We start from the raw sequence: 11,960 nt of genomic DNA, 5'->3' as shown, positions 1-11,960 counted from the left end.
CTCAACGTCTCAAGCCGTCCGGCACTTTCGGTTCCTTGCTCAGCGCTGCCGGTTCGAACGGATCGAGCAACTGCACCATATAGTCCCGTGGAAAATCTGGGCGACTGCCGATGCCCAGGTCGCCCTCGCCGATTCGATAGTTTTCCGTGTAAAAACCGGTGCCCAGCAGCCAGTCCCACAGGGTGAAGAACAGCCCGAAATTGACGTCACCGGCGCGCCCGTACTTCATGTGGTGAAAGCGGTGCAACGGCGCCCAGGCGAAGATCCAGCGCAACGGACCGACGCGCATGTCGACGTTCGAATGTTGCAGTAACAGTTGAATCGCGATGGCGAACGCCAGCAACACCGCCACCTCGGACGGAATCCCCAGCACCAGCAACGGCAGCAGCCCCGCCGTCGCCTCCAGCAGTTGATGCAGCGGATGTTTCATCAAACCGTTGAAACCGTAGAGCCGCTCGACACTGTGATGAATCGCGTGCAGCCGCCACATCCACGGCACGCGATGGCTGGCGTAATGCACCAGGCTCACGCCCGCATCAGCGATGAAAATCGCCAAGCCGACTTGCAGCCACAGCGGCCAGTTCGACGGCCATGCACCGTCAATCGCCAGCAGCGTTACCAGCCCCGGCAACGCCAGCAGGCCGACGGCGTTCAGCGCTTCGTTGACCAGCGCGTGGAGCATATCGCGACGACGGTCACCGGCCGGGCGATTCCAGTTCACTTCATAAGGCAGCAGCCATTCAGCCGCGAACGATACCGCCAATGCCAAAGCAAACAACGGCAACAACCACAGCAGCGAATGCCCCGCCAATCCAATCCCGCCGCCAATAAATCCCCCCCAGAACAACGGCGCATACAACCACGAAAAGATGCGTTTCATGTCCACCTCCATTAATCGAAGGCTGAGCATGAAAGTTGCCCGCGAACGGCGATTGAACAAACGACGCAAAACACCCACGGCATTTTTTAAGGGTGAATTAAGTTGAAGTGGCTAACCTGAACTCACTTGAACGAATCACCCAAAGGAATAACCGATGAAAACCTTGACTGCCCTGTTTACCGCTGCCGCCCTGACCCTCACCGCTGGCCTGGCCCAGGCTGACGTTCGCGTCGATCAGATTCCTGAGCTGGTGAAGTCCGGCAAGATCAAGTCGCTGGAGTCGATGAACGAACAAGCGCTGAAACTGCACCCGGGCGCGACCATCACCGACACGGATCTGGATAATCACTTCAATGGTTATGAGTACGAAGTTGAATTGCGTACTGCTGATGGCAAAGAGTTCGATGTGGACTTCGATGCGACCACTGGCAAGGTGCTGAGCAACAAGCAAGACACTTGAATGGCTGCTAAAACAAAGCCGCACGATTATTGGATCGTGCGGCTTTTTTGTGTCTGCCTTGAGAACTTCGTCGCCAGATAGATCTTTCCCCCCTCACCCCAGCCCTCTCCCCCAGGGGGGGCGAGGGGGAAAGGGAGCAGATCTCCATAGGTTTCAAAAACTGAGGTCAACTTAGAACTGTCAGGTCGGCGCACCTCTAACATTCAACTCCGCTTGTACCCTTCCGATGTATTGGGAGGGCCAGGACGAAGGGAAAGGGAGCTGATCGGGGGATTTTACGCACCTGAGTTCGACACAGGATTTTCAGGTCGATGTATCTAGCAAAAACACCTCGGTCAGTCCCCTCTCCCTCCGGGAGAGGGCTAGGGTGAGGGGAACGGCTTCACGCGGTAGTACTGACCAACGCCCCCGACGTACTCGAATCCGACTCCTGCAACGCCGCCAACAACGCCGCCGTCGCCGTCTGCAACGAAGCCGAAGTCGTCGCGATCTGCGTCTGCGCAGCCGCAACATCCGCAGCCTTGGCATCCTGACTTTCCTGTTTGGCCTGAGCCGCTTGCAGCGCCTGTTGCTGTTCCTGCAATTGCTTCTGCAACTCGGCAATCTGCTTGCGCAGTTCTTTCACGGTATCCGATTCTTCGTTGCTGGAACTGCTGTCCCCCGAAGGTGCAGCGCCGCCGCCCGCCGCGACTTTGCTGGTGTCAGCTTTCACACCGGTGCTGGCCGCCGCCGTGGTCGAGGTGTCGTCGCCCGTGTCGGCGATCGAGGTTTTGCTGGTGGACGTGGTGACGGTTTGATTGATCGAAACAGACGTGATGCTGACCATGGGAAATCTCCGATGACGGTTATGAATAACCGGCCATCGGCGGCGGCCTGCACGAATTGAGATCGACTGTGTACCGACTCGGTAACCGGGCCGGTACACAGTCACTGGCGGGTCAGACGCTCAGGCGAGCGGTGACGTCGTTCAGTTGGCCGGAGAGGCCGTGCAGGTTCTGACTGGCGCTTTCGGTGCGCTGCACGTTGTCGAGGTTGGTGCTGGCAATCGAGGTGATCTCGGTCAGGTTGCGCGAGATGTCCTCGGCCACCGAGGTCTGCTCTTCCGCCGCCGTAGCGATCTGGCGGTTCATGTCGCGGATCGCTTCCACCGCGTGGGTGATGCGCTCGAGCATGGCGCCGGCCTGGGTCACTTGCTCGACGCTTTCATCGCTGCGGGTCTGGCCGCTGTCGATGGCGTGGGCTGCATCCACCGCGCCGGTCTGCACGCTCTGGATGATCTGGTTGATCTCGATGATCGACTCCGCCGTGCGCTGCGCCAGATTACGCACTTCGTCAGCCACCACCGCAAAACCACGCCCGGCTTCACCGGCACGGGCCGCTTCGATGGCGGCGTTGAGCGCCAGCAGGTTGGTCTGCTCGGCGATCCCGCGAATCACTTCCAGCACCTTGCCGATGCGGCCGCTGTCGGCTTCCAGACGACGGATCACGGTGGCGGTGTTGGCGATTTCGCCGCGCATCTGAGTGATGCTGTGGATGGTGCTCTGCATGACCTTTTCGCCCTGCTGGGCGGACTGGTCGGCATCGTCGGCAGCACGCGCCGCATCGGCCGCATGGCGGGCGACTTCCTGGGCGGTGGCGGACATTTCGTTCATCGCCGTGGCCACCTGATCGGTGCGGTTGAACTGCTCGTTGGTGCCGCCGGCCATCACGGTGGCGATGGCGTTCAACTCGCCGCTGGCGCTGTCCAGATCCTTGGCGCTGCGCTGCAGATGGTTGAAGGTTTCGGCGAGGAAATCGCGCAGGGTGTTGGCTGCTGCGGCCAGGTTGCCCAACTCGTCCTGACGGTCGCTGGACACACGCTCGACCAGACGGCCCTTGCTCAACTGGGTGACGTAGTCGATGAGTTTGCGGATCGGATCGACCAGGTTGCGGTTGACCAGCCACAGGCTCAGCAATCCGATCAACAGGCCGGACGCGAGCATCACCAGAATCCCCAGCATTACAGTGCGATCAGCGCCAGCGCTGATCAGCGCCGACTGTTCGGTGCCCTGCTTGCGCAGCTCGGCCACCAGTTCGCTCATCTGATCGCTGGCGGCGCGGTCGACGCCTTTGACGGCGGTGTCGCCAGCGGTCGGATCGGCACCGGCGGCGACGTAGGCATCGCGACCTTTCTGGTACGCGCTGCCGAGCAGACGGTGCTCTTCACGCAGCCGTTCGATACGGGTTTTCAGCGAAGGCTCGAGGCCTTTCTGATTGGCCAGTTCACCGAGGATGTTCTGCACATCGCGCTGGCGATCTTCGAACTGGCCCCAGTATTTGGCCAGGTCTGCCGGTTGCTTGCCGCGCAGCAGGACGTTTTTCCACTCCTGCACCTGCACCTTGAATTGCAGGTTGGCTTCGTCGATCAGTTGCGACGTGTGCAAGGGGCCGGCAATCAACTGGCTGTAGTTCTGCACGCCGTTGGACAGGAAATGAAAGCAGGCCAGCGCGATCAACAGCATCGCCAACAGACTGCCGCTCAGCAGGGCGAGAATTTGCGCTCTCAGGGATTTTTGCAACATCGCAGGTACTCATGACAGGGATGAGGCACGTCCGGTAAGACGTGAATTGTGGCCGGACATCCGTGTCGGCGAACCTTGGCTCTTGGCCGAAGGCGCGCAACCTAACTCATGCGTGATCGGCGTGCCAGAGGGCTTCTTGAGAAATATCCGACCGCCGGTAAGGCATTGATTCTGGCGTCATTTACCTGTCACCAAAACGTCACACGGCATTGCAATGATGCGGCTCAGGTGAATCTGCAAATCCCGCGACAGACGCCCTCCTCCCAGCGAGACTTCATGAACCACAGCCTCGATATCAGCCATCGCGATCCAGACCTGTTCGGCTTGCTCTACGGTTTTCGTTTCCGCCCCGGCGAGCGCGGTCGCGAAGTCGACTCGGCGACTGCATTGCGCTACCTGCAAGACGACACCGATGGCGACGAATTCCTCTGGCTGCACCTGAACCTCGCTCACGCCGCGTGCGAGCGTTGGATGAAAAGCCACCTGCAATTGCCCGAGGAGTTTTTCGAGGCGCTGCATGAAGGCTCGCGCTCGACTCGCATCGAGCATGTGGATTCGGCGTTGTTGGCTGTGGTCAACGACGTGGTATTCAACCTCAGCAGCATGGTCTCCTCGGACGTGTCGACGCTGTGGGTCTGCGTGCGCAGCAAACTGATCGTCAGTGCGCGCCTGCAACCGCTGCACTCGGTGGACAAGCTGCGTTCGTCGGTGAAGGCCGGCGAGCGCTTTCGCTCGCCCTCGGAATTGCTCGTGCACTTGCTGCGCGACCAGGGCGAAGTGCTGACCCAGATCGTGCGCAAGACCAGCATGAGCGTCGATCAGGTCGAGGACGAGTTGCTGTCCTCGCGACTGTCGACCAACCGCGCCGAACTCGGCGCCAACCGTCGGGTGCTGGTACGCCTGCAACGACTGCTGGCGCTGGAGCCGGGTTCGCTGCTGCGCCTGCTCAATCGGCCGCCGCCCTGGTTGCAGAAGGAAGACGTGAAAGAGCTGCGCAAGTCCACCGAAGAGTTCGCGCTGATCATCAACGACCTCACGGCCCTCGGCGAGCGGATCAAGCTGTTGCAGGAAGAGATCGCCGCCAACCTCAACGAACAGAGCAACCGCACGCTGTTCACCCTGACCGTGGTGACGGTGCTGGCGCTGCCGATCAACATCATTGCCGGTTTCTTCGGTATGAACGTCGGCGGCGTGCCGCTGGCCACTGATCCGGAAGGGTTCTGGATTCTGGTGGCGCTGGTGGTGACGTTTACCGTGATTGCCGGGCGCTGGGCGTTTCGCAAACGCGGGGACTATTAGGACCAGCGGCGCGGCTAATCGGCCAAACACTGACCTGCCGCAGTCTCTCTGTAATATTTAGCAACGATCATGGGCGACACTCCTTCCCCCGCTCAGGATTGTCCTCCCATGGCTACTCCCTCCCTGACCGCCAGCCCGGCCCCTGCCTCCAGCGGCAGGCCGGCGCTCGACAAGAAAACCGGCCCCTTCACTTACGTGGTGTTCTTTGCCGTGCTGGCCATGGGGATGCTCTTCACGGCCTACAGCCTGATGCACGACATGCACGAACTCGGCACGGTGGTCACCACCTGGACCCCGTTCCTGCTGCTCGGCGTGGCGCTGTTGATTGCGCTGGGCTTTGAGTTCGTCAACGGTTTCCACGACACCGCCAACGCCGTGGCCACAGTGATCTACACCCACTCGCTGCCGCCAAATGTGGCCGTGGTGTGGTCGGGTTTCTTCAACTTCCTCGGGGTGCTGCTGTCGAGCGGCGCGGTGGCGTTCGGCATCATTGCGTTGCTGCCGGTGGAGCTGATTCTGCAAGTCGGTTCGTCCGCCGGTTTCGCGATGATCTTCGCCCTGCTGATCGCTGCGATCCTGTGGAACCTCGGCACCTGGTGGCTGGGCCTGCCGGCCTCGTCGTCGCACACGCTGATCGGTTCGATCATCGGCGTTGGCGTGGCAAATGCCCTGATGCACGGTCGCGACGGCACCAGCGGTGTGGACTGGGCTCAGGCGACCAAGATTGGTTACGCACTGCTGCTGTCGCCGCTGGTGGGTTTCGGTTGTGCGGCGCTGTTGCTGCTGGCGCTGCGCGCGTTCGTGAAGAACCGTTCGCTGTACAAGGCCCCGGAAGGCAACACCCCGCCGCCGTGGTGGATTCGTAGTTTGCTGATCCTGACTTGCACCGGCGTGTCCTTCGCCCACGGTTCCAACGACGGCCAGAAAGGCATGGGCCTGATCATGCTGATTCTGGTTGGCACCCTGCCGATGGCTTATGCGCTGAACCGCACCATGCCGGAAGAGCAGTCGCTGCAATTCGCCGCTGTTGCCCAAGTGACCCAGCAAGCGCTGGTGAAAAGTGCGCCACTGCCGGCACCGGCCAATCCACGCGCAGTGCTCTCCGACTACGTGCGTAGCAAGGAAGCCACGCCGCAACTGATCCCCGCGCTCGCCTCCCTGACCGGGCACATCGGTGAAGAAGTCAAAGGCTACGGCTCGCTGGCGAAAGTCCCGGCCGAGGCCATGGGCAACGTGCGCAACGACATGTACCTGGCCAGCGAAACCATTCGCCTGATGGACAAGAACAAGGTCGGCACCTTCGACGCCGACACCAGCGGCAAGCTGCAACTGTTCAAGCAACAGATCGACAACGCCACCCGGTTCATTCCGCTGTGGGTGAAGATCGCGGTGGCGATTGCCTTGGGGCTGGGCACCATGGTCGGCTGGAAGCGGATTGTGGTCACGGTCGGCGAGAAGATCGGCAAGACCCACCTGACCTACGCCCAAGGCGCCTCGGCGGAAACCGTGGCGATGCTGACTATCGGCGCCGCCGACATGTTCGGTCTGCCGGTGTCGACCACCCATGTGTTGTCCTCGGGCGTGGCCGGGACCATGGTCGCCAACGGTGGCGGCCTGCAGATGAAGACCATCCGCAATCTGCTGATGGCGTGGGTGCTGACCTTGCCGGCGGCGATTCTGCTGTCGGGCAGCCTGTATTGGTTATTCACTCAGATCTTCTGATTAACCGGAATCCCTGTGAGAGCCTTTGCTCCCACAGGGATTTGCGGCAGGAATCAGAGCGTCGAACGAATCAACTCCCCCAGCCAATCCATGAACACCCGCACCCGTAACGGCAAATGCCGCTGCCGGGCGTATAGCAGTGAAATGCCCATCGCCGGCGCAGTGTATTGCGGCAGCACCGTGACCACCTCTCCGGTGTCCAGATAGCTGTTCATCCCGGTACGCGGCACCTGAATCAGACCGAATCCACCCAGGCACGCCGACTCGTAGGCATCGGTGCTGTTGACCGTCACGCTGCCGGCCATCGGCACGCGGTGGACCTGCCCGTCCTGCTCGTAGACAAACCCTTCCGATCGCGAACCCAGCACTCCGACGTAATGCACCAGCCGATGCTGTGCCAGATCTTCCAGGGTCTGCGGCACGCCGTAGCGCTCGAGATACGCGGGGCTGGCGCAGTTGATCATGCTGAAGTCCCCCAGGTGCCGCGCCACCACCGACTGATCGGGCTGCGCGCCGATGCGCACCACGCAATCGAAACCTTCGGCGAGCAGGTCGACCCGGCGATCGGTGCTGCTGATTTCCAGCTCCAGGTTGGGATGGCGCGCCATGAATTCCGGCAGCTTCGGCATGATCAGCCGCCGCGACAGAATGTTCGGCATGTCGACCCGGATCCGCCCGGTCAGCGACGCTTCGTCCTGGCGGAACAGGTTCTCGATTTCGTCCATGTGCGACAGCAGATCCTTGCTCCGCTCGTACAGCGCAAGTCCGTCCTGAGTCGCCTGGACCTTGCGCGTGGTGCGTTGAAGCAGGCGCGTGCCGAGCAGGCTCTCCAGCGCCTGCACTTGCTCGGACACCGTCGAGCGCGGCAGCCCCAGACTCTCCCCCGCCATCGTGAAACTCGACAATTCGCTGACCCGGACGAAGGTGCGCAGCAGTTCCAGTTTGTTCATGGGCCACCTGTTGATTGTTCGGACATTCCGACCAGTGATTCCGGTTTCAGTCTGTTTATCACCTCATGGCGGATAAATAAACTTTGCTGCATCAACCGTCACTGCTCTCGAGGAAGACTCATGAACCGCAAAATCGCATTGATCACCGGTGCCAGCCGTGGCCTCGGCAAGAACGCCGCCCTGCACCTCGCCGAGCAAGGCGTGGACATCATCGGCACCTACAACAGCCGCGCCGATGAAGCGCAATCGCTGGTCGAGGAACTGAAAACACTCGGCGCCAACGCCGTGATGCTGCAACTGGATGTCGGCCGCAGCGAAGGCTTCGCCGATTTCGTTGTGCGGGTGGAGCAAGCGCTGCAACAGCTCGGGCAACCGCGCTTCGACTTCCTGATCAACAACGCCGGGATTGGTGTACACGCTTCCTTCGCCGAAACCACGCCGGAGCAGTTTGACCTTCTGATGAACGTGCAGTTGAAAGGGCCGTTTTTCCTGACTCAGCAACTATTGCCGCTGATCAACGATGGCGGGCGGATCATCAACATCTCCAGCGGTCTGGCCCGCTTCACCCTGCCGGGCTATGCCGCCTACGCGGCGATGAAAGGCGCGATGGAAGTGCTGACCCGCTATCAGGCCAAGGAGCTGGGTGCGCGGCAGATCGCCGTGAATATCCTGGCACCGGGCGCCATCGAAACCGACTTCGGCGGCGGCGCGGTGCGCGACAATTCGGCGCTGAATGCCATGGTCGCCAGCAACACTGCGCTGGGCCGTGCCGGACAGCCGGATGACATTGGTGGTGCACTGGCACTGTTGCTGTCGCCGGGGGCGCAGTGGATCAACGGTCAGCGGATCGAAGCGTCAGGCGGGATGTTTCTTTAAGCCCGAAAAAGTCCGGACAAAAAAAATCGCAGCCCTCGCAGGCTGCGATTTTTTGTTTCAGCTCTGGCAAGCGTTGCGCATCACCAGCCGCTCGCGCACCACGTCATAACCCCAGTGATAGACGTAGGTGTACGGCAGGAAGAACAGCAGCACGCCGATGTCGAGCAGGAACGCCTGCCACAGGCTGACCGACAGCCACCATGCAATCAGCGGCACGCCCATCACGATCAACCCGCCCTCGAACAGCAGCGCGTGCGCCACCCGCACCCAGGCGTTGTGGGCGATGTTCCAGCGCTTGAGCATCCGGTCGAAGAAGCCGTTGAACACCACGTTCCAGCCCAGGGCCAGCAACGCAACAGCGATGGTTACAGCGCCCATTTCGACCAGCGGTTTGCCCATGATCCACGCCAGCAACGGGGTACAGATCAGGATCGCCAGCAGTTCGAAACCGATGGCCTGGAAGATACGCTCAGTGATGGATTTGTTGGCAGTCATGGCCGAGTCCTCTGTGAAGATGGTTGCCATGATCCAGCACCGCACCGATACTTCATAACCAATAACCATCGATCAAGGCGATAGTTCATGGCGTCTCAGGAAGTGTTGCTCGCGTTTGTCCAGGCGGCGACTCAAGGCTCTTTTTCAGCGGCGGCGCGCAAACTCGGGCGCAGTCAGTCGACGGTGAGTGCGGCGGTGGCCAGTCTTGAGATCGATCTGGACTTGATCCTGTTCGACCGCAGCAGCCGCAAACCGACCCTGACCCCGGCCGGCCACGTGATGCTGCAACGGGCCGAGGCGATTCTGTCGGCCACCAGCCGCCTGGAAATGACCGCCCGACAACTGGCCCAGGGCGTCGAGCCGAAACTCACGGTGGCGATTTCCGACACTTATCAGTCCGACCGTTTCGAAGCCGCATTGGTGGGCTTCGAGCAGCGCTATCCGGATCTGGAGCTGGAATGCCTGATCGCCGAGTGCGATGACCTGATCGAACTGGTGCAACGCGGTCGGGCGCATCTGGCATTCGCCGAGATGCAGGAAAACTATCCGCCGGACTTGGCGACCTCGACCGTCGCCGAACGTACCGAAATCGCCTTGTTTGTGGGTCGTGGGCATCCGCTGGCGACGCAGGAACCCATCGATCAAACAGTCCTTGAGCAGCATCGCGAGCTGCGCCTGGCAACCATCGTCAACCCCTATGACAGTCGTGGTAAAGGCCGGGTGTGGTCGGCGCCGAGTTATCTGATGCTGCTGGAGATGGCCGAAAAAGGTTTCGGCTGGGCGCCGTTGCCGCGCTGGCTGGTGGAGCGCTTCGGCAACGATCTGCTGGTTGAACTGAAGGTGCGCGGCTGGCCGAAACCGGTGTTCGTCGATGCGCTGTGGTCGCGGCTGTACCCGCCGGGGCCGGCGGGGAGCTGGTTGCTTAGCAAGATGCTGGAATAGCGGCGTGCCCATCGCGAGCAAGCTCGCGCCCACACTAGATCTGTGTCGTTCACAAATCGCCTGCTGGCGATGGCGGCCGATCAGACAGCAGCAATTTCAGCCGGGCGGTTCACCTGGAAATACTCATGCAACCCGCGCATCGCCGGCAATTCCAGCGCCTGCGCCGCATAACACAACCCCACCCGCCGGGTCGGCGCCGGCAGGTGCAGCGCACGCACCACCACCCGCGTCTGTCCGCTCACCAATGACTGCGGCAACATCGCCACGCCGACACCCGCCGCCACCATGTGCAACGCTTGCTGCAATGAACCGGCATGTCCCGCCACCGCTTCCGGCGAGCGCCCGTACAGCGCCATCAATCGCTGATGGGACGGATGCTGCGGACAAGTGATCCAGTCCTCGATCGGCGCCCAGCCTGCCTGCGCGTTGGCCATCGGATGATCGAGGGGCAGCGCCATCACATAGGACTCTTCCCACAGCGGCAGGAACAGTTCGTCTTCGCAGCACATTTCCTCGACCGCCAATCGACCATCGCCGTGACAACCCTCTTCCAGAGTCAGCAGCAGATTGGGCAACGCCTGATGGGCCATGCGCACGAAGGCTTCGATGTGACTGGCGGCAATATCGCCCTCGATGCCGAGGGTCAGCGGCGCGCGGTTTTCGCGGCCGCGAAACATCCGGCTCAGCGCCTCGGATTCGGCCACCATCCGCCGTGCCTGTGGGTACAGAAGGCGCGCTTCGTCGCTGACTTCCACACCACGGGGCTGACGCACGAACAGCGTTGCACCAAGTTCTTCTTCCAGCTGTTTGATGGTCACCGACAACGTGGGCTGACTGATGAACAGCCGTTGCGCGGCGGCGGTGATGTTGCGTTCTTCGAACACCGCGAGGAAGGCTTTGAGATGGCGGATATCCATAGGAGATTCCGATAGCAGACAGAGGAATAAGGCATTTTTCAGCCTTCAGCGGGCTAAATATACTGCGTCACGAATCTGGTTATTTGTTTTTCTTATCTCAGGAGTTCAAACATGGGCAAGCCATTGATCATCATCACCGGCGCCAGCTCGGGCATCGGCGAAGCCACCGCCCGCCGCTTGAGCGCTGCCGGTCATCCGCTGCTGTTGCTGGCGCGACGCATCGAACGCCTCGAAGCACTGGCCCTGCCGAACACCCTCAGCCGCCGCGTCGACATCACCGACCGCGCCACGTTGCTGGCCGCCGTGGCCGAGGCGGAAGCGCAGTTCGGTCCGGCCGATGCACTGATCAACAACGCCGGGGTGATGCTGCTGGGCGAGATGAGCAAACAGGATCCGGCGCAGTGGGACCAGATGCTCGACGTCAACGTGAAAGGCCTGCTCAACGGCGTGCACGCGGTGGTTGCCGGGATGATCGAGCGCAAGCACGGCACGATCATCAACGTCAGCTCGGTGGCCGGGCGCAAGACCTTCCCGAACCATGTGGCGTATGTCGGGACCAAGTTTGCGGTGCATGGGTTGTCGGAGAACCTGCGTGAAGAGTTGTCGCCGCATAACGTACGCGTGACTACGATTGCGCCGGGTGCGGTGGAAACCGAATTGCTGAGCCACACCACGGATGAGGCGATCAAGACCGGGTATCAGGCTTGGAAGCAGGATATGGGCGGGACGGTGTTGAGTGCCGAGGATGTGGCTACGGCGATTGCTTATGCTTATGGGCAGCCGCAAGGGGTTTGTATTCGCGAGATTGTGATGGCGGCTACGCGCCAGCAGGCCTAAAGCCGAGAGGCAAAAGCAAAA

12 protein-coding genes are annotated in these 11,960 nt (G+C 61.2%); 6 read left to right on the top strand and 6 right to left on the bottom strand.

The features are described from left to right. Position 1: 1 nt before the first annotated feature. Positions 2-880, bottom strand: coding sequence for a sterol desaturase family protein (locus tag JJN09_RS14665; RefSeq protein WP_249490729.1), 879 nt, complete (start codon positions 878-880; stop codon positions 2-4). 154 nt (positions 881-1,034) lie between these two features. Here JJN09_RS14665 and JJN09_RS14660 point away from each other — a divergent pair, with 154 nt between their 5' ends. After that, positions 1,035-1,340, top strand: a complete 306-nt coding sequence (locus JJN09_RS14660) for a PepSY domain-containing protein (protein ID WP_249490728.1) — start codon at positions 1,035-1,037, stop codon at positions 1,338-1,340. A gap of 382 nt (positions 1,341-1,722) precedes the next feature. Here JJN09_RS14660 and JJN09_RS14655 read toward each other — a convergent pair whose 3' ends face one another. Together JJN09_RS14655 and JJN09_RS14650 are read right to left on the bottom strand one after the other, a co-directional pair. Next, a complete protein-coding gene (locus JJN09_RS14655) occupies positions 1,723-2,166 on the bottom strand; it encodes a hypothetical protein (protein ID WP_249490727.1) in 444 nt (147 codons plus the stop codon). A 112-nt stretch (positions 2,167-2,278) separates the two neighbouring features. Beyond that, complete coding sequence (locus tag JJN09_RS14650) at positions 2,279-3,901, bottom strand: methyl-accepting chemotaxis protein (RefSeq protein ID WP_249490726.1); 1,623 nt, start codon at positions 3,899-3,901, stop codon at positions 2,279-2,281. A gap of 276 nt (positions 3,902-4,177) precedes the next feature. Between JJN09_RS14650 and JJN09_RS14645 the strand changes: the two genes are divergently transcribed. Together JJN09_RS14645 and JJN09_RS14640 are read left to right on the top strand one after the other, a co-directional pair. Beyond that, positions 4,178-5,200, top strand: a complete 1,023-nt coding sequence (locus tag JJN09_RS14645) for a transporter (RefSeq protein ID WP_249490725.1) — start codon at positions 4,178-4,180, stop codon at positions 5,198-5,200. Positions 5,201-5,308: 108 nt separating this feature from the next. Then, positions 5,309-6,922 carry an inorganic phosphate transporter gene (locus tag JJN09_RS14640; RefSeq protein ID WP_249490724.1) on the top strand — a complete coding sequence of 538 codons (1,614 nt, stop codon included), beginning with the start codon at positions 5,309-5,311 and terminating at the stop codon, positions 6,920-6,922. Positions 6,923-6,975: 53 nt separating this feature from the next. Here JJN09_RS14640 and JJN09_RS14635 read toward each other — a convergent pair whose 3' ends face one another. Further along, complete coding sequence (locus JJN09_RS14635; protein WP_249490723.1) at positions 6,976-7,872, bottom strand: LysR family transcriptional regulator; 897 nt, start codon at positions 7,870-7,872, stop codon at positions 6,976-6,978. Between the two features lie 120 nt (positions 7,873-7,992). Here JJN09_RS14635 and JJN09_RS14630 point away from each other — a divergent pair, with 120 nt between their 5' ends. After that, positions 7,993-8,748 carry an SDR family NAD(P)-dependent oxidoreductase gene (locus JJN09_RS14630; protein WP_249490722.1) on the top strand — a complete coding sequence of 252 codons (756 nt, stop codon included), beginning with the start codon at positions 7,993-7,995 and terminating at the stop codon, positions 8,746-8,748. A 57-nt stretch (positions 8,749-8,805) separates the two neighbouring features. Here JJN09_RS14630 and JJN09_RS14625 read toward each other — a convergent pair whose 3' ends face one another. Next, on the bottom strand, positions 8,806-9,243 hold the full coding sequence (locus JJN09_RS14625; RefSeq protein ID WP_249490721.1) for a multidrug/biocide efflux PACE transporter: 438 nt from the start codon (positions 9,241-9,243) through the stop codon (positions 8,806-8,808). Positions 9,244-9,330: 87 nt separating this feature from the next. On the opposite strand from JJN09_RS14625, the gene JJN09_RS14620 reads away from it, so the two are divergent. Further along, on the top strand, positions 9,331-10,185 hold the full coding sequence (locus JJN09_RS14620; protein ID WP_249490720.1) for a LysR family transcriptional regulator: 855 nt from the start codon (positions 9,331-9,333) through the stop codon (positions 10,183-10,185). A gap of 80 nt (positions 10,186-10,265) precedes the next feature. Here JJN09_RS14620 and JJN09_RS14615 read toward each other — a convergent pair whose 3' ends face one another. Next, positions 10,266-11,102, bottom strand: coding sequence for a LysR family transcriptional regulator (locus tag JJN09_RS14615; RefSeq protein WP_249490719.1), 837 nt, complete (start codon positions 11,100-11,102; stop codon positions 10,266-10,268). Between the two features lie 111 nt (positions 11,103-11,213). Between JJN09_RS14615 and JJN09_RS14610 the strand changes: the two genes are divergently transcribed. Further along, positions 11,214-11,939, top strand: a complete 726-nt coding sequence (locus JJN09_RS14610) for an SDR family oxidoreductase (RefSeq protein WP_249490718.1) — start codon at positions 11,214-11,216, stop codon at positions 11,937-11,939. Positions 11,940-11,960 lie beyond the last annotated feature (21 nt).

The organism is Pseudomonas sp. HS6, assembly GCF_023375815.1.
GTDB lineage: Bacteria > Pseudomonadota > Gammaproteobacteria > Pseudomonadales > Pseudomonadaceae > Aquipseudomonas.
This window is presented reverse-complemented; position numbering and strand designations above follow the sequence as displayed.

Bases quoted from the DNA above. Each gene is read 5' to 3' on its own strand.
- JJN09_RS14665 (WP_249490729.1), bottom strand. From the start codon at position 880: ATGAAACGCATCTTTTCGTGGTTGTATGCGCCGTTGTTCTGGGGGGGA.
- JJN09_RS14610 (WP_249490718.1), top strand. From the start codon at position 11,214: ATGGGCAAGCCATTGATCATCATCACCGGCGCCAGCTCGGGCATCGGC.
- JJN09_RS14630 (WP_249490722.1), top strand. From the start codon at position 7,993: ATGAACCGCAAAATCGCATTGATCACCGGTGCCAGCCGTGGCCTCGGC.
- JJN09_RS14615 (WP_249490719.1), bottom strand. From the start codon at position 11,102: ATGGATATCCGCCATCTCAAAGCCTTCCTCGCGGTGTTCGAAGAACGC.
- JJN09_RS14620 (WP_249490720.1), top strand. From the start codon at position 9,331: ATGGCGTCTCAGGAAGTGTTGCTCGCGTTTGTCCAGGCGGCGACTCAA.
- JJN09_RS14640 (WP_249490724.1), top strand. From the start codon at position 5,309: ATGGCTACTCCCTCCCTGACCGCCAGCCCGGCCCCTGCCTCCAGCGGC.
- JJN09_RS14660 (WP_249490728.1), top strand. From the start codon at position 1,035: ATGAAAACCTTGACTGCCCTGTTTACCGCTGCCGCCCTGACCCTCACC.
- JJN09_RS14650 (WP_249490726.1), bottom strand. From the start codon at position 3,901: ATGTTGCAAAAATCCCTGAGAGCGCAAATTCTCGCCCTGCTGAGCGGC.
- JJN09_RS14645 (WP_249490725.1), top strand. From the start codon at position 4,178: ATGAACCACAGCCTCGATATCAGCCATCGCGATCCAGACCTGTTCGGC.
- JJN09_RS14625 (WP_249490721.1), bottom strand. From the start codon at position 9,243: ATGACTGCCAACAAATCCATCACTGAGCGTATCTTCCAGGCCATCGGT.
- JJN09_RS14655 (WP_249490727.1), bottom strand. From the start codon at position 2,166: ATGGTCAGCATCACGTCTGTTTCGATCAATCAAACCGTCACCACGTCC.
- JJN09_RS14635 (WP_249490723.1), bottom strand. From the start codon at position 7,872: ATGAACAAACTGGAACTGCTGCGCACCTTCGTCCGGGTCAGCGAATTG.